Source organism: Streptomyces sp. NPDC036764 (assembly GCF_055609385.1).
The window spans coordinates 1-17059 of the sequence record NZ_JBVJPT010000011.1 but is presented as its reverse complement, the minus strand read 5'-3'; the positions used below and the strand labels follow the sequence as shown (position 1 = coordinate 17059).

Annotated in this window: 13 protein-coding genes; 8 read left to right on the top strand and 5 right to left on the bottom strand. The window is 70.2% G+C overall.

Annotation, left to right across the window (positions count from 1 at the left end):
• Positions 1 to 58: 58 nt before the first annotated feature.
• Together ACZ69Q_RS31535 and ACZ69Q_RS31530 are read right to left on the bottom strand one after the other, a co-directional pair.
• Positions 59 to 1444: a ThuA domain-containing protein gene (locus tag ACZ69Q_RS31535; protein WP_471048928.1), complete on the bottom strand. Its 1386-nt coding sequence runs from the start codon at positions 1442 to 1444 to the stop codon at positions 59 to 61.
• A 14-nt stretch (positions 1445 to 1458) separates the two neighbouring features.
• Positions 1459 to 4305: a carbohydrate-binding protein gene (locus ACZ69Q_RS31530; RefSeq protein ID WP_471048304.1), complete on the bottom strand. Its 2847-nt coding sequence runs from the start codon at positions 4303 to 4305 to the stop codon at positions 1459 to 1461.
• Between the two features lie 315 nt (positions 4306 to 4620).
• Between ACZ69Q_RS31530 and gdhA the strand changes: the two genes are divergently transcribed.
• On the top strand, positions 4621 to 5985 hold the full coding sequence (gene gdhA, locus ACZ69Q_RS31525) for an NADP-specific glutamate dehydrogenase (RefSeq protein WP_471048302.1): 1365 nt from the start codon (positions 4621 to 4623) through the stop codon (positions 5983 to 5985).
• 147 nt (positions 5986 to 6132) lie between these two features.
• Here the strand turns inward: gdhA and ACZ69Q_RS31520 are convergent, their stop codons facing one another.
• Positions 6133 to 6870, bottom strand: coding sequence for a DUF1775 domain-containing protein (locus ACZ69Q_RS31520; RefSeq protein ID WP_471048299.1), 738 nt, complete (start codon positions 6868 to 6870; stop codon positions 6133 to 6135).
• A 288-nt stretch (positions 6871 to 7158) separates the two neighbouring features.
• Between ACZ69Q_RS31520 and ACZ69Q_RS31515 the strand changes: the two genes are divergently transcribed.
• From ACZ69Q_RS31515 to ACZ69Q_RS31485, 7 genes are all read left to right on the top strand, one after another.
• Positions 7159 to 8448 (top strand): ABC transporter substrate-binding protein, encoded by a 1290-nt coding sequence (locus ACZ69Q_RS31515; protein ID WP_471048297.1) that lies wholly within the window; start codon positions 7159 to 7161, stop codon positions 8446 to 8448.
• Between the two features lie 6 nt (positions 8449 to 8454).
• Positions 8455 to 9429 (top strand): carbohydrate ABC transporter permease, encoded by a 975-nt coding sequence (locus ACZ69Q_RS31510; RefSeq protein ID WP_471048295.1) that lies wholly within the window; start codon positions 8455 to 8457, stop codon positions 9427 to 9429.
• On the top strand, positions 9429 to 10331 hold the full coding sequence (locus ACZ69Q_RS31505; RefSeq protein WP_471048292.1) for a carbohydrate ABC transporter permease: 903 nt from the start codon (positions 9429 to 9431) through the stop codon (positions 10329 to 10331). The genes ACZ69Q_RS31510 and ACZ69Q_RS31505 overlap by 1 nt, the downstream gene beginning before the upstream one ends.
• A complete protein-coding gene (locus ACZ69Q_RS31500) occupies positions 10328 to 12889 on the top strand; it encodes a beta-galactosidase (RefSeq protein WP_471048291.1) in 2562 nt (853 codons plus the stop codon). The genes ACZ69Q_RS31505 and ACZ69Q_RS31500 overlap by 4 nt, the downstream gene beginning before the upstream one ends.
• A gap of 185 nt (positions 12890 to 13074) precedes the next feature.
• On the top strand, positions 13075 to 14079 hold the full coding sequence (locus tag ACZ69Q_RS31495; protein WP_471048289.1) for an esterase/lipase family protein: 1005 nt from the start codon (positions 13075 to 13077) through the stop codon (positions 14077 to 14079).
• Positions 14080 to 14328: 249 nt separating this feature from the next.
• Positions 14329 to 14472: a hypothetical protein gene (locus tag ACZ69Q_RS31490; RefSeq protein WP_471048967.1), complete on the top strand. Its 144-nt coding sequence runs from the start codon at positions 14329 to 14331 to the stop codon at positions 14470 to 14472.
• Between the two features lie 117 nt (positions 14473 to 14589).
• Positions 14590 to 14937 (top strand): antibiotic biosynthesis monooxygenase family protein, encoded by a 348-nt coding sequence (locus tag ACZ69Q_RS31485; RefSeq protein WP_471048286.1) that lies wholly within the window; start codon positions 14590 to 14592, stop codon positions 14935 to 14937.
• An 87-nt stretch (positions 14938 to 15024) separates the two neighbouring features.
• Here the strand turns inward: ACZ69Q_RS31485 and ACZ69Q_RS31480 are convergent, their stop codons facing one another.
• Together ACZ69Q_RS31480 and ACZ69Q_RS31475 are read right to left on the bottom strand one after the other, a co-directional pair.
• Entirely contained in the window at positions 15025 to 16407 is a 1383-nt protein-coding gene (locus ACZ69Q_RS31480; RefSeq protein WP_471048284.1) for an L-serine ammonia-lyase, read from the bottom strand.
• A gap of 67 nt (positions 16408 to 16474) precedes the next feature.
• Positions 16475 to 17059 (bottom strand): PLP-dependent aminotransferase family protein (locus ACZ69Q_RS31475; RefSeq protein WP_471048281.1); only part of this gene is annotated, 585 nt, incomplete at its 5' end.

The window sequence follows — 17059 nt, the reverse complement described above, 5'->3', positions numbered from 1 at the left end:
GCCCGGCCGGACGGCTCCGGCCGGGCACCTCCTCGGGGATAGCTGGTGACGCCGGGTCTCAGTCTCTCGATGCCTCCTGGAATCGGTTCACCCAGTACGCGGTGCGGTCCAGGTACGCCGTCCGAGCCGCCTCCCCCGTCTGCCCGTAGGCGCCGTCGTAGGTCCGGTAGCCGTGGCCGGCGGGTGGGGTGCGGCCGGCCTGCTGCCAGTGCCGCCAGCCACCGTTGACGGCCGTGCTGCCGTACCAGGGGTAGTAGAAGAGGTGCACGTCGTCGGACAGGGCGTCGGCCGTGGGTGCGGAGCCGAGGCTGAAGGTGTCGATGTCGAACAGGGCTCCCCCGCCGCCGGTGAACCTCAGGAACAGCGGCCCGGAGGCGGAGCCGGTCAGGGACGTCGTGACGGTCGTGAACGTCTCCCAGCCGCCGGTCACCGGCCCCGCCACGGTGCCGAGCAGGGTGCCGGTGGCCGAGCCGGAGCGGATCTCGATGGTGCCGCCCGTTCCCGCCGAGGACACCTTCGCCGTGAACGTCCTGGCTCCCGAGGTGGAGACGGAGGCGTAGCCCGCCCAGTCACCGTTGTCGATGTAGCCCAGGGTCTGTCCGCCGCTGGCCGGGGCGTGCGCGGCGACCTGCACGCCGGAGCCGGAGGTGTACGCCTCGGCCTCGACCTGGCCGGTGCCGGCCGGGGCGGAGCAATTGGCCGCCGCCTGCCCGGCCGCGTAGCGCACGCCGCCGAGCAGCAGGGAGCGGAAGGCCGGGTCGGCGTAGGACTCGACGGTGTGGCCCAGCCCGGTGTAGAAGGAGCGGCCCTGCCCTTGGCCGTGGCACCAGGTGATGGGGTGGTCGGCGCCCATCGAGCCGCCGCTGTAGGTGCTTTCGTCCAGGGTCTGGAGGACGTGGACGCGGGGACGGGGGTTGGCGCGGTAGTTGTACCACTCGTCGGTGCGGGTCCAGGTCGCGCCGAGGTGGGTGGTGGCCGGGTGGGTGCGGTCCTCGGTGCGGATCGTGGCCTGCTGGATCGCGGGATGGCTCTGGAACCACGCGCCGACCAACTGCCCGTAGTACGGCCAGTCGTACTCGGTGTCGGCGGCGGCGTGCACGCCCAGGTAGCCGCCGCCGGAGTCGACGTAGGACTGAAGGGCGCTCTGCTGGGCGGCGTTGAGGACGTCGCCCGTGGTGTTGAGGAACACAACGGCCTCGTAACCGGCGAGGCCCGCGGCCGTGAAGGCGCCGGCGTCCTCGGTGGCGGTGACGGAGAAGTCGTTCTGTGCGCCGAGGGTGCGCAGGGCGTCGATGCCGGCCGGGATCGCGTCGTGCCGGAACCCAGCCGTCTTGGAGAAGACGAGGACCTCGAAGGAGGCCGCGTGCGCCGTCCCGGCCGGGGTGAGCAGGGCGCCGAGCACGGCCAGGGCCAGGGCCGTCGTGCCGCGGCGCAGTCGCCGCATCAGGGTGGTCATGGTCATCGCCCCTTTCGTGCCGAGGAGGCGAGCGTGAAGGTGTCGACGTCGAAGAGGCTTCCGGTGCCGCCGGTGAAAGTGAGGAAGAGCGGGCCCGTTCCGGCGCCGTTGAGCGTGGTGCTGACGGTGGTGAAGGTGTCCCAGCTTCCGGTCACCGGCACGGTCACCGAGCCGAGCAGCGGCCCGGTCTGCGAGCCGGAGCGGAACTGGAGCGTGCCGCCGGCCCCTGCGGAGGAGACGCGGGCGGACACGGAGGTCGCGCCCGCGGTGGAGACGGAGGCGTAGCCCGCCCAGTCGCCATTGTCGATGTAGCCCAGCGTCAGCCCGCCGCTCGCGGAGCCGTGCGCCGCGGACTGGACGCCCGAGGCGGAGCTGTACGACTCCGCCTCCCACGGCGTGGTCGTGGCCGAGCCGGAGCCGAGGGTGAAGGCGTCGAGGTCGAAGAGGTTGCCCTGCCCGGTCGGGCCGCGGAACACCAGGAACAGCTCGGTGGTGCCGGCGGGCGCGCCGGAGAGGCCCGCGGTGACATCGGTGAAGGTGTCCCAGCCGCCGGTCACCGGCACGGTCGCGGTACCGAGCAGCGTGCCCGTGGCGGAACCGGCACGCACCTGGAGGGTGCCGCCCGCTCCGCCGGATGCCACCCGGGCGGTGAGTTTCGTGGCGCCCGCGAGGACATAGGGCTTGAACGAGATCCAGTCGCCGTCGTCCGTGAAGCCGACCGTTCTGCCGCCCTCGGCGGTGGCGTGGTTCGCGATCTGGATGCCGGACTGGGCGCCGAAGTGCTCGCCCTGCCGGTGCCGTGGTTGCAGGGTGCGCACGGAGTGCGTGGTCAGGCCGCCGGCGTCGGTGTACTCGGCGTCGAAGACTCCGTAGAGGTTGGCGGCGCTGTCGTGTTCGCCGTCGGCGGGCACGGTGAGGTTGCCCTCGCAGCCGTTGGTGGAGGTGATGGCGTGGGTGTGGCTGTCATGGCCGAGGAGATAGGTGACCTTCACCTGGGAGCAGTCGACGGTGCCGTCCTCGGGGTCGCTGACCTGCACCCTGAACGGCACGGTGTCGCCGAAGGCGAACGGCTGCCCGTCCGGGGGCTGTTGCAGGGTCACCGTCGGCGCGGTGTTGCCCGCGGTGACCACCAGGCTCGCGGTGCCGGTCAGGCCCTGCGGGTCGCGGACCGTGAGGGTGGGCCGGTAAGTGCCGGCCGTGGTGTACGTGTGGCTGGGGTTGGCCTCGGTCGACGTGGTGCCGTCGCCGAAGTTCCAGGAGTAGGTCAGTGCCCCGCCCTCGGGGTCGGAGCTGCCCTGGGAGGAGAACCGCACGGTGAGCGGCAGAGCTCCGGAGGTGCGGTCGGCGGACGCCCGGGCGACGGGGTTGCGGTTGCTGCCCGCGATGTACTCGATGCGGTACAGGGCCTGGTTGTTGCTGCCGGTGCCGTAGTCAAGGACGTACAGCGCGCCGTCGGGTCCGAAGTCGGTGTCCATCACCTGGGTGCCGCTCCAGGGGACGGCCTCGATCGTGCCGTAGGAGCCGTCGCTCCTGACCTCGACGGCCTTGATCCAGCGGCGTCCGTACTCGGCGGCGAAGTAGCGGCCGTCGAGGGACTGCGGGAACTTCACCGTGGACGTCGAGTCGGGATCGTAGCGGTAGACCTCGCCGCCCATCGGCGACTCCGAGCCGCCGCCGAACTCGGGCGGTGAGCCGTCGAGGCCGTACTTGATCCAACTCGGCTTCGCGGGCGGCAGCTTGGCCTGCCCGGTGTTGCGGAAGGAGTTGTTGGCGGGGCCGCCGGCGCAGTCGTACTTCGCTCCGGAGGGGCCGCTGGGGAAGGTGAACTCGTTGTACGTCTCACTCGTGGTGTTGGTGCCGGTGCAGTACGGCCAGCCGTAGTTGCCGGGCGCGGTGATGCGGTCGAACTCGACCTGGCCGCCCGGTCCGCGGTTCGCGTCGGTGCCACCGGCGTCGGGGCCGTAGTCGCCGAGATAGACCGTGCCGGTGGGGCGGTCCACGGACATCCGGAACGGGTTGCGGAAGCCCATCGCGTAGATCTCGGGCCGGGTGCCCGCTGTGCCCGGTGCGAAGAGGTTGCCCGAGGGGACGGTGTACCCGCCGGCCGCGGTCGGCTTGATCCGCAGGACCTTGCCGCGCAGGTCGTTGGTGTTGCCGGAGCTGCGCTGGGCGTCGAACTGCGGGTTGCGGTCGGTGCGTTCGTCGATCGGCGCGTAGCCGGAGGAGTCGAACGGGTTGGTGTCGTCACCGGTGGTCAGATACAGGTTCCCGGCCGCGTCGAAGTCCATGTCGCCGCCCACGTGGCAGCACTGGCCGCGGTCGTTGGGCACCTCCAGGACGACCTTCTCGCTCGCCGGGTCCAGGGTGCCGTCGCTGCGCAGCGTGAACCGCGACAGGTTGAGGTGCCCTTTCCAGCGCTCGAAGTCGGCGGCGCTGCCGGTGACGGGCGCGTCGCCGGCCGGGGTGTTCAGCTTCGGGGAGTAGTAGACGTAGACGTACCGGTTGGCGGTGAAGGCGGGGTCGACGGCGATGCCCTGGAGGCCCTCTTCGTCGTGTGTGTAGACGTCGAGTTTGCCGGCCTGTTTGGTGTTGCCGACGGCGTCGGTGAGGCGGATCGTGCCGTCGCGGGCGGTGTGCAGGACCGAGCGGTCGGGCAGTACGGCCAGGGACATCGGCTCGCCCAACTCGGCAGTGCCGGTGGCCAGTTGGACCTGTTGATAGTCGGCGGGGGGAAGGTCCGCCGGGGCGGCGGAGGCCGGGCCGGCCGCGGGGGCCGCGGTGACGGCGGCGGACAGGAGGAGCGCGAGCGCGGTGAGCGTTCTCAGCCCCGCGCGAGGGCGCGAAAGCATGGGGGGTTGTCCTTCCTGACGATGCGGGTGTCAGGCAAGGCGCGCGCCGGCCGCGCTTGCCGGGTGTATCCGTGCGGGGCACGGCGAAGGAACCGCCGAGCCCTGTGGCCTTCGATGCGCAGTGCGGAAAAATTACGCCTTGAACAAAGTGAATTGCAGGCTTCCGCAGATCTCTTGCATGCTGTGGGGCACCGCCAAGTTTGTCAAGAGCCTGCCAAAATCAGAGGCTGCCGTCCCAGGACGGCGGTCCGCTGAGTACCCGCCCCGCGATCTTCCGTACCTCCCCGTGCCACGCCGTACAACGGAGGTACGTCCATGACCGTCCTGTACACCCCGCCCGCTGACCTGCGCCTGACCGCCGAGGTCTACGCAGCCGTCCAGGCCAGGGACCCCGCACAGTCCGAGTTCCACCAGGCCGCGCGCGAGGTGCTGGAGTCCCTGGAGCCCGTGCTCGCCCGCCACCCCGGGTACGCAGGGCACCACATCCTGGAGCGGCTGTGCGAGCCGGAGCGGCAGTTGCTGTTCCGCGTGCCGTGGGTCGACGACGGCGGCAAGGTCAGGGTCAACCGGGGCTTTCGCGTGGAGTTCAACTCCGCGCTCGGGCCGTACAAGGGCGGGCTGCGTTTCCATCCGTCCGTGAACCTCGGCATCGTCAAGTTCCTCGGTTTCGAGCAGATCTTCAAGAACGCGCTGACCGGTCTGCCGATCGGCGGCGGCAAGGGAGGCGCCGACTTCGACCCCAAGGGCCGCTCGGACGGCGAGATCATGCGGTTCTGCCAGTCGTTCATGACCGAGCTCCACCGCCATCTCGGCGAGCACACGGACGTCCCGGCGGGCGACATCGGCGTCGGGGCCCGCGAGATCGGCTTCCTCTTCGGCCAGTACAAGCGCATCACCAACCGGTACGAGTCCGGAGTTCTCACCGGCAAGGGCCTGAACTGGGGCGGCTCCCACGTACGGACCGAGGCCACCGGATACGGCACCGTCTATTTCGTCTCCGAGATGCTCGCCGAACGCGGTCAGGACCTCGACGGCCGGCGGATCGTCATATCCGGGTCGGGCAACGTCGCCATGTACGCCGCCCAGAAGGCGCACCAGCTCGGCGCGAAGGTCGTCGCGCTGTCGGACTCCGCCGGCTATGTGGTCGACGAGGCCGGCATCGAGGTCGAACTGGTCAAGGAGATCAAGGAGGTGCGGCGCGGCCGGATCAAGGAGTACGCCCGGACGATGAGCCGGGCCCGGTACGTCGAGGGCGGTTCCGTCTGGGACGTACCGTGCTCGGTCGCGCTGCCGTGCGCCACCCAGAACGAACTGGACGAGAACGCGGCACGGACCCTGCTGGCCGCGGGGGTGACGGCCGTGGCCGAGGGCGCCAACATGCCCACCACCCCGAAGGCGGTACGGCTGCTCCAGGAGGCGGGCGTCGCCTTCGGCCCCGGCAAGGCGGCCAACGCCGGAGGGGTCGCCACCTCGGCGCTGGAGATGCGGCAGAACGCGAGCCGCGACGCGTGGACGTTCGAGGACACCGACCGACGGCTCGCGGCCATCATGGCCGGCATCCACACCACCTGCCGCGAGACGGCCGAGGAGTACGGGGCGCCGGGCAACTACGTCGTCGGCGCCAACATCGCGGGGTTCGTGAAGGTGGCGGACACCATGCTCGACCTGGGGGTGATCTGAGGTGGCGCAGGAGGAGCGGGGCGTGGTCGCACCGGGCAGCGGCGAGCCGGTGTGCGTGGAGACGATCGCGCACTGACGTCCGCCGTCCCCGGATGCCGGGCTTGTCGCTGATCGCCCGTCAACGACACGCCCGGACCGGCGGCGTCGTCAGGCGGCCCCGCCCCGGCGCCTGCGCAGCCACCACGCGCCGCCGCCGAGCAGCACGAGAGCCGCGGCGATGCCCACGGGCACGGCGACGGACATGCCGTCGTCGTCCTTCGCGTCGTCCGCCGCCGGCTTCGCCGACGAGCCCTGGGCGGCGGGCTTGTCCGAAGCCGCGGCCGACGACGGGGCCGCGGTCGTCGGTTCCTGAGTTGGGGTGGGGCTCACCGGCTTGGCGCCGGGCGCCGCCGCCTTCAGCGCGAGCCGGGGCGCGGGGTGACCGTGGCCGTCCCCCTCGGTCTCCTCCTCCAGCTCGATCCAGCGGTCGACCTTGCCGTCGCTGTAGGTCTGGAGGGTCTTGAAGAGGACCTCCTTCGCGTCCGGCAACTGCCTTACGGTCACCACGTACTCGAGGTTCTCGCCGACGGCCAGCTTCGGCCCGGACACCGTGTAACCCCGGCCGGTGGGGGCCAGCTTCCAGCCCTTGGGGCCCTTTTCGTAGGTGATGTCCTGCGGGACGATCCCGTCCGGCAGGATCACCTCCAGCTTGCTGATCCCGGCCGAGCCCGACTCCGACTCGGCGGCGAAGGTCAGCTCGACGTTCTGGTCGAGGGCACGCGCGCCCTCGGCCTCCACTTCCGTGTGGGCCGCAGCCGGCCCGGCGGTGGCGACGGCCAGCGCGAGGGCGACCGAGGTGAGCACGCCGGTGCGGCGCAGACTGCGGATCAGAGTGGAGCGGGACACGTACGACTCCCTTGTACCGACGACATGGTGACTGCGGACGAGCGCGGGCAGAGCCGCTTCTCCACAGAAGTCGGTCGCGGACCCCGGTGAGTTCCCGGCTTCGCCCAGGAAATCTCCCTGCGGGCCCGGCTCTTGGGGCGTGCGCGAGTCGTGCAGGTTGAAACCGATACGAAACAAGGGCTTGTAGCTCGATTTAACGAGGGTTATTTTAACCGTCACTCGAAGCCGGGCCCGGGTTGCCGAGAACTGATCCCTGCACGTTCGCGCAGTTCAACGAGGGGTAGTGCCATGCCAGTTGACAGGCTTCAGGTGTCCCGCCGCGGTTTCCTCGGTCTCGGGATCGCGGCCGGTGTCGTGACCCTCACCGCATGCGGTTCCTCCAGCAGCGGTTCCGCCGCCGGCCCGCTCGTGATGACGGTGTGGGGCGGTGACGCCGACCGCAAGGCGTACCAGGCCCGCATCGACCTGCTGGTGAAGAAGTACCCGGAGCTGAAGGTCAAGCTCCAGCTCATCCCTAGCGACTCGTACCCGCAGAAGGTCCAGACGATGATCGCCGGCGGCAACGGGCCGGACATCATGCAGGTCGCCGAGAGCGTCAACACGTACTCCAGCAAGAACCAGTTGCTGCCCCTGGACGACCTCGCGAAGAAGGCCGGGCTCGACGCCGGGCAGCGGTTCGGCTCGGTCGGCTCCATCTACACCTACGAGGACGAGCTCTACGCGATCCCGGACCGCTCCGGCGCGATGATCGTCTACTACAACAAGGAGCTGTTCGAGCAGAAGGGCATCAAGGCGCCCAGCGCCGAGTGGACCTGGGACGACGCGCTGGACGCGTTCAAGGAGCTCACCGTCCCGGGCAAGCAGTGGGGATACGGCGGCGCCGGCTGGTGGCCGCAGTGGTGGAGCTTCGTGTACCAGAACGGCGGCGCCATCATCGACGACAGCGGCAGGCCGGCGGTGGACAGCGACGAGGCGATCGAGGCCCTCCAGTGGGCCGGCGACCTGGTCTTCAAGCACAAGGTCGTGCCCAGCGCGAAGGACTACGCCGACATGGGCGCCGACATCGGCGGCGACCAGGCGTTCGCCAACCAGAAGGTCGCCGTCAACGCCACCGGGTTCTGGGCGATCGCGGGCCTGACGGAGACGAAGTTCGCCTGGGACATCGCGCCGCTGTGGCGGGGAAAGAAGCAGGCGGTGTCGGCGTTCGGCAGCGGCCTGGCCGTCTCGCGCAGCTCCAAGCAGGCCGACAACGCGTTCAAGGCGATCGACTTCCTCACCTCGCCCGAGGCGCAGCAGGTGATCATCTCCTCCGGCGAGGACGTACCGGCCAACCTGGAGGTGCAGAAGAGCGACGCGTTCCTCAAGCCCTCGTGGATGAAGACCCAGGTGGACATGGGTGTGTTCGCCGAGTCGAGCGAGTTCGTCTTCCGGGCGCCGTTCATACCCGAGTGGAACGAGATGCAGGCGGCCATCGAGAGCGGGCTCGCCGACTTCTGGCTCGGCAAGGAGCGCAGCGCCAAGAAGGTGCTCACCGCGCTCCAGAAGAACCTGGAGTCCCTCATCAAGTCCGCGGGATGACGGGCGATGGCGACCACGACGGCCCCGACCCCGCCGACCGCACCGACGGTCGCGAAGAAGGCCGCGTCTGCGAAGAGGCCGAAGCTTTCCAAGCGGCGACGCCGTGAGGCGCTCTCCTTCTATCTGTTCGTCTCGCCGTGGGTGATCGGCTTCCTGGTCTTCCTGCTCGGCCCGATGATCGCTTCCATCTACTACTCGCTCACCGACTGGGACTCCTTCACCCCGCCCAAGTGGGTCGGCTTCCAGAACTACGTCACGCTCCTGACCGACGATCCCGCGTTCTGGAAGGCACTGTCGAACACCTTCTACTACGCCGCGATCTCGGTCCCGCTCGGTCTGGTGCTCGGTCTGTGGCTGGCGAACCTGCTCAACAAGCAGGTGCGGGCCCGCAAGCTGTTCCGCACCCTGATCTATCTGCCGACGCTGGTCCCGCTGGTCGCCACGGCGATGATCTTCAAGATGGTGCTCGCGCCGTCCGGCCCGGTCAACGACTTCCTCGGCGTCTTCGGCGTCTCGGGCCCGGCGTGGCTGATCGACGGCCCCTGGGTGAAGCCCGCACTGATCCTGATGTCGGCGTGGGGTGCGGGCGCGGCGACGGTGCTGCTGCTCGCCGCGATGAAGGGCATCCCGCGCGAGCTGTACGAGGCCGCCGAGGTCGACGGGGCCGGCTCGGTACGGCAGTTCTGGAGCATCACGCTGCCGCATCTGACGCCGATCATCTTCTTCAACCTGATCATGGGGCTGATCAACGCGTTCCAGGTGTTCGCGCAGGTGTACATCCTGACCCCGAAGAGCAACCGCGGAGCGTACGACTCGGCCCAGACGATGGTGCCGCTCCTGTTCGACCAGGCCTTCGGCTTCTACCACATGGGGTACGCGTCGGCGATCTCATGGCTGCTGTTCGCCGTGATCCTCGTGTTCACGGTGATCGCCTTCCGCACCACCCGGCGCTGGGTGTTCTACGAAACCGAGGTGAAGTGATGGCCACCCTGGCGACACCGGTGCGCGAGCGCCGAAAGCGGCGGGAGACCTCTGCCGTACGGGCGTTCCGCGCGACCCCGTTCACCTACGGAACGCTGATCATCGTGGCGGCGATCCTGTCGACGCCGCTGGTGTTCGTCGGGTCGATCGCGCTGTCCAGCGACGCCACCGTGAACGCCAACACGTTCACGATCATCCCGCGCGAGTTCCACTGGGAGAACTTCTCCCGGGTGTTTTCCACCGAGCTGCCGATGGGCACCTTCCTGATCAACTCGGTGATCATCTCGCTGTTCTCGGTCGCCGGGCAGGTGCTCTCCAGCGGCCTCGTCGGCTACGCGTTCGCCCGGCTGCGGGCTCCGGGCAAGAGCACGATGTTCCTCGTCGTGCTCGCGACGATGATGATCCCGACGCAGATCACGATGATCCCCCAGTTCATCCTGTTCCGGGACCTGGGCTGGGTGAACACCTTCCTGCCGCTGATCGTGCCGAACTTCTTCTCCAACGCCTTCAACATCTTCCTGGTCCGCCAGTTCGTCTCCCGGCTGCCCAGCCAGCTCGACGAGGCGGCGATGGTGGACGGCCTGGGCTTCTTCGGCATCTACCGGCGGATCATGTTCCCGATGCTCAGGCCGGTGCTGATCGCCATCGGCATCTTCACGCTCACCCACACCTGGGGCGACTTCATGGGTCCCCTGATCTATCTGAACGACGAGTCGAAGATGCCGCTGGCTCTGGGCGTGCAGTACATCACCAGCACCTCGCAGGCGATGCAGGCGCCGCCCTGGAACCTGGTCATGGTCGGTTCGATCCTGCTCGCGGTGCCGATGATCGTCGTCTACTACCTCGGCCAGAAGTACCTCTATGAAATGGACATCAGCGGCGGAAGCGCGGGAGTGAAGTGAACCGTACGGAGACCATCGAAGCCGTCCGCCTCGACGGCCGGGGCGTGTGGATCGACGGCCGCCCGCGCACCCTGTTGTGTGCCTCGCTGTTCTACTTCCGGCTGCCCCGGGAGCAGTGGCGCGACCGCCTGCGGCAGGTACGGGCGTCGGGGTACACCTGCGTCGACGTCTATCTGCCGTGGAACTTCCACGAGTTGGCGCCCGGCCGCTTCTCCTTCGAGGGCAGGCGGGACGTGGCGGCCTTCCTGGACCTCGCGCAGGAGGCGGGCCTGTATGTCATCGCACGGCCGGGCCCGTACATCTGCTCCGAATGGGACGGCGGCGCGCTTCCCGCCTGGCTGGGCCTCGACCCGGAGTTGAGGGTCCGTCAGAACGAGCCCCGGTATCTGGAGCGGGTCGGCGCCTGGTTCGACCAGGTGCTGCCTCTGCTGGCCGAGCGGCAGTACCCGGCGAACGGCCCGGTCGTCATGGTGCAGTTGGAGAACGAGCTCGACTTCTTCGACTGCGCGGACCGGACGGGCTATGTGAGCGCCCTGCGGGAGTCGGCGCTCGGGCACGGCATCACCGTCCCGTTGATCGCCTGCTCCGGCCAGGGCGACCTCGCGGGCGCCACCGGGGACGTGGACGGGGTCGTACCGGCCTGCAACTTCTACCCGGACGACGACTCCCCCGACATCGAGGCCGAGGTACGCCGCTACTCCGGCCTGGTCGCGGAGCGCGGGGTGCCGCTGCTGATCACCGAGACGAACAGGCGCCACCGCACGCTGCGGCGGCTCCTGGCGAGCGGCGCCAAGCTGATCGCGCCGTATCTCCAGTCGTCCGGCTGGAACTTCGGCTACACCCCGTCCACCGGCAACTGGGGGCGGCCCGGCAACTTCATGAGCCACGGCTACGACTTCGGCGGTTACGTCACGTCGACCGGTACGGAGCGGCCGGAGTATGCCGAGGCGCAGGTGCTCGCACGGGTCGTCGACACCTGGGGTGCCCAACTGGCCCTGGCCGAACCGGGGTTGGCGGATGAGCAACCGACGTGCGACTTCCCGACGAGCTCGGTTTCCGCCGCGCTCGACTTTCCCGAGGGCGGCCGGCTGGTGGCCGTACCGCATCTCGGGGCGGACCCCGGCACGGCGGTCGTCAGGGGCGTGCCCGTCGCGGTCGCGCCGGGATCGTGCCCCTTGATGGCGGTCGACGTACCGCTGCGGCCGTGGGGCATCGACGCGACCCTGACGCTCGCCTCGGCGGATCTCGTCTCGGCGGCGGACGGGGTGCTGGTGTTCTCCTCCGACGTCCCGGTCACCGTCCTGCTGGACGGGACGCGCACCGAGATCCCGGTGTCCAAACGCAGGACCGTGGCGGGCGTGACGCTCGTCGTCCTTCCGTCCGCGCAGGCCGCGCGGCTCCGATCGGTCGACGCCGACGGCACGGTGCCGGTGACCGACGCCCCGCGCCGGCCCGCCGAGTCCGCGCCGACCGCGGTGCGCGAGGTGCGGCGGCGGTGCGACGCGCCGCCCGAGGAGCCGGCCGGGCTGCACACCCTGCCGCCGACGCTGGAGTCGCTCGGGGTGTACCGGGGGCGGGGCGCCTACCGCACCACCACGGATCTGACCGGCGTGGGCGAGCTGCTGCTCACCGGTGCGGCGGACATCGTCGACCTGTCCGTCGCGGGGCGGACGCACCCGCCGATAGCCGGGTTCGGGGCGGCCCGGCGCATCGACGTCGGTGACGTGACGGGCAGCGTCGCGATCGAGGCCGTGGTGGAGATCTGGGGCCACGCCAACTTCGACGACGCCCGACTGCCCGCACTGCGCATGGGCGCCCTGCGCGGCCTCGGGACCCTGTGGAAGGTGCTGGGGACGACGGACGTGTCGGCGCTGTGGACCGTGCACGGGCACTGGGCCGGGAACCCCGCGCCCACCCGGGTGCTCGGCAACTGGAGCAGCACGCGCGTCGCGGAGCCGGTCACCTACACCCGCGGGCTCCACTCCCCCACCCCGTCGGCGCTGCATCTGCGCGGTGTCGTCGAACCGTTGCGGGTGCGCGTGGACGGCGGCGAACCGGAGACCGTCCACACCGAGAACCCCTGGGTACTGCTGCCCGCGGGCGCCCACCAGGTCTCGGTCACGCTTCCGCACCACCCCAGCGGCCCCGGTCTGCGCGCCGAACTGCTCGCGCTGGAGGCCGTACGGGACTGGTCGTGCGCGGCGCAGAACGACGAGCTGCTGACGGCGTTCGCCGCGCGGTCCGGGCGTACGGAGGAGGTACGGCTCCCGCTGGCGCTGGAACCGGGCGAGGAGGCGTGGCTCGACGTCGACCTTCCGCCCTCCCCGGACGGTTACCTGGTCCGGCTGGAGGCCACACAGGTACGGGTGACCGGGTGGGCCGGCGGGGAGTGCGTGGGCCGCGTCTGGATCGGCGACCGGCCCGAATTCTCGGGCGGGGATCCCGACGCGCTCTGGGTGCCTCCGGGCTGGCCGGGCCTGACCCTGCTCGCGCGGGGTATCGAGGGGCGGGGCGCTCCGGAGATCCGTGCGGTGCGGCTGGGGGCACCGGCCGGCTGAGCAGAGAGGGCCGGCCCGGCACTCGGCGCGCGTGCGAAATCCGCTCGATATTTCCGTGGGCTGGACGGATGAAAGCGGCCTGCTCCATATGAGGTGCCGCGAGCGGCTGTTGAGCACCGGGTGGATCCACTCCTCGATCATCTTCGCGTCGGCGCTCGGCCGGCTACGAGACGAGGAGTGGCCCGATGTCGCATCGGATGGTTTCCCGGAGCCGGTCGAACCGGCGGCGCGCCAGATGGGCCGCGGTCTGCGCGGGCCTCGCCCTGTCGCTGACCGTCGGTGCGCAGGGCGAGGCGGCGGCATCCGACACCCCGGCGCCGCCCGGTCCGGTGGGCCGGATTCTCGACATCACCGCGGCGGTGGCCGGGGGCCTCCTCCATCCCGAGGCGCCTCCGGCCGGCGCCGACGACTGGGGTTGCCGTCCCACACGCAAGCACCCGCGTCCGGTCGTACTGCTGCACGGGTCCGCGGCGAACGCCTTCATCAACTGGAGCATGCTGTCGCCCTGGCTGAAGCGGGAGGGCTACTGCGTCTTCGCCCCCAACTACGGCGGGCCTCCCGGCAGTCCGTTCCAGGCCACCGGCCCCATCCGGGATTCGGCCCGGCAGGTCGCGCGCTATGTCGACCGCGTCCTGAAGGCCACCGGTGCCCGCCAGGTCGACATCGTCGGGCACTCCCAGGGCGGCGGTCCGACGCCCCGTTGGTATCTGCGTTTCGAGGGCGGCACGAACCCCGAGCATCCGAAGCGGAACAAGGTGCGCCACCTCGTCGCCCTGGCTCCGTCCAACCACGGCGGGAACGTGTCCGGCATCGGCACCCTCACGACCCGGCTCGGTCTCAACCCGGCCGTGTCCGCCGTCGTGGGCCAGGCCTGGTCGGACCAGATGGTCGGCTCCGAGATGAACAGGACGCTCGACAAGGACGGGGACACCCAGCCCGGCGTCCACTACACCGTCATCGCGACCCGGTACGACGAGTTCGCCACCCCGTACCACAACAGCTTCCTGACCGCGGGGCCCGGCGCGAGGGTGCGGAACGTCCTGATCCAGGAGATCTGCCAGAAGGACCGCTCCGACCATCTGTCACTCGCGTACGACTCCAACGCCGCGCAACTCGTGAGCAACGCCCTCGACCCCGCTCGCGCGAAGCCCGTGCGCTGCGGTCTCGCCCTGCCCGTGCTCGGAGGCTGACTCGGGGCGCCGCACCGTACGCGATATACGTGAGCCATGCACCAAACTATGACACTAAGCCCCTGACGTGCAGTAACGCACACCCGGAGGGGCCTCCGTCTCTCCCAGAAAGGTCGGCTACTGTGCAGGGCGAAGTGTCACGAAGGGGGCAGAGCAGGCGGAGGACGGGGCTGTGGCGGACGAGGGACGGCTGGTCGCCGGGCGATATCGACTCGTCGAGCACGTCGGCAGCGGCGGCATGGGCACGGTGTGGCTGGCCGAGGACGAGGTCCTCGGTCGGCGGGTCGCTCCCCGGGCGGCCGGGAGTACGACATCTACCTGTCGGCCCCGGAGGCCAAGTGGGACGAGTACCGCCCGGTCTTCGACAACGTGCGCGACGGATTCACCGACTGACGCCCGGCCCCTGGAACCCGTCAGGGGGCGGTGACCGGATGGCAGGGTTGTGGGTTCAGGCGGGGGCGCGGGATCGTTCGAGGCGATGCTGCCGGTGCCGTCCGTAGGAGGACCACCTTGACCGATCCCGCGCCCGCGTCGCTGCCCGCCCCGCCCTACTACGCCGCGGTGTTCACCGCCGTGCGGACCGCCGGCGACAACGGCTATGCGGAGAGAGACGAGCGGATGATGAAACTGGCTGCCGACCAGCCGGGATTCCTCGGTGTCGATTCCGCTCGCGGTGCGGACGGCCTGGGGATCACGGTGTCGTACTGGAGGGACGAGGACTCGATCGCCGCTTGGCGGGATCACGCGGAGCACGCCCTGGCCCGTGAGCACGGACGCGAGCACTGGTATGCCTCGTTCGCGCTCCACGTGGCCAAGGTCGAGCGCGCATACGGGTTTACCCGCCCGGCGGATCTGTAGGCGTGTCCGGAGTCCGGCCCTGTACGTGGACGTCGCTCCGCTCGGCGCCCGGAGCGTCGGCCGTCCGTCGCTCGACGTGCCCGCCCCTCAGCACTCGATGACGTTGACCGCCAACCCGCCCCGCGCCGTCTCCTTGTACTTGACCTTCATGTCGGCTCCTGTCTCCTTCATGGTCTTGATGACCTTGTCGAGGGAGACGTGGTGCCGGCCGTCGCCGCGCATGGCCATGCGGGCGGCGGTGACGGCCTTCACCGCGGCCATGCCGTTGCGTTCGATGCAGGGGATCTGGACGAGGCCGCCGACCGGGTCGCAGGTGAGGCCGAGGTTGTGTTCCATGCCGATCTCCGCGGCGTTCTCGACCTGTGCGGGGCTGCCGCCCAGGACTTCGGCGAGCCCGCCGGCCGCCATCGAGCAGGCGGCGCCGACCTCGCCCTGGCAGCCGACCTCGGCGCCGGAGATGGAGGCGTTCTCCTTGAAGAGCATGCCGATCGCGCCCGCGGCGAGCAGGAAGCGGACGACTCCGTCCTCGTCGGCGCCCGGCACGAAGTTGATGTAGTAGCGCAGGACCGCCGGGATGATGCCCGCCGCGCCGTTCGTGGGGGCGGTGACCACGCGGCCGCCGGCGGCGTTCTCCTCGTTCACGGCCATCGCGTAGAGGGTCACCCACTCCATCGCGCGGCCCGTCACATCGCCCTCACTACGCAGGGCCCGTGCCGCCGCGGCCGCACGCCGACGGACCTTCAGGCCGCCCGGGAGAATGCCCTCGCGGCCCAGACCCCGTGCCACACAAGCCTCCATGACCCGCCAGATCTCCAACAGGCCTTCGCGGATCTCCTTCTCGGTGCGCCAGGCCCGTTCGTTCTCCAGCATCAGCGCGGAGATCGACAGGCCGGACTCCCGGGAGAGCCGCAGCAGTTCGTCGCCGGTGCGGAACGGGTGGGGCAGCACCGTCTCGTCGAGCTTGACGCGGTCCGCCCCGACCGCGTCCTCGTCGACCACGAAGCCGCCGCCGACGGAGTAGTAGGTCCTCTCCGACAGGGGCACACCGTCGGCGTCGTACGCGAACAGGACCATGCCGTTGGCGTGGTACGGCAACGAACGCCTGCGGTGCAGGACGAGTTGGGTCGAGACGTCGAAGTCGATCTCGTGGGCCGGGCCGATCTCGGCGCCGAGCAGGCGGATGCGCCCGGTGGCCCGGATCCGCTCGACATCGAGGTCGGCACGGGCGACGTCGACGGTGTGCGGCTCGTTGCCCTCCAGGCCGAGCAGGACCGCCTTGGGGGTGCCATGGCCATGGCCGGTGGCGCCGAGGGAGCCGAACAACTCGGCCCGTACGGCGGTGGTCCGAGCGAGCATGCCGTCCTGCTTCAGCCGGGTGACGAACATCCCGGCGGCCCGCATCGGGCCCACGGTGTGCGAACTGGAGGGGCCGATGCCGATCGAGAACAGGTCGAAGACGCTGATTGCCACGCCGTACTCCGTGGGAAGGGCGGGGCGTGCCGAGCGGTGACGGCACGCCCCTGCGGGAGGTGGTCCGTCACAGGCCGGGGTAGAGCGGGTGCTTGTCGGCGAGTGCCTTGACCCGGGCCTTGAGCGCGTCGACGTCGTAGACCGGCTTCAGCGAATCGGCGATCACGTCGGCGACCTCGGTGAAGTCCTCGGCCGTGAAGCCGCGCGTGGCCAGGGCCGGGGTGCCGATACGCAGCCCGGAGGTGACCATCGGCGGGCGCGGGTCGTCCGGGACGGCGTTGCGGTTGACCGTGATGCCGACCTCGTGGAGGCGGTCCTCGGCCTGCTGCCCGTCCAGCTCGGAGGCGCGCAGGTCGACCAGGATCAGATGCACGTCCGTGCCCCCGGACAGCACGTTCACCCCGGCCTCCCGCGCGTCCGGCGCGGTCAGCCGCTCGGCCAGGATGCGGGCGCCCTCGATGGTGCGGCGCTGGCGCTCCTTGAACTCCTCGGACGCCGCGACCTTGAACGAGACCGCCTTGGCTGCGATCACGTGCTCCAGCGGGCCGCCCTGGAAACCGGGGAAGACCGAGGAGTTCAGCTTCTTGGCGAACTCCTTGCTGCGGGCCAGGATGATGCCGCCGCGCGGGCCGCCCAGGGTCTTGTGGGTGGT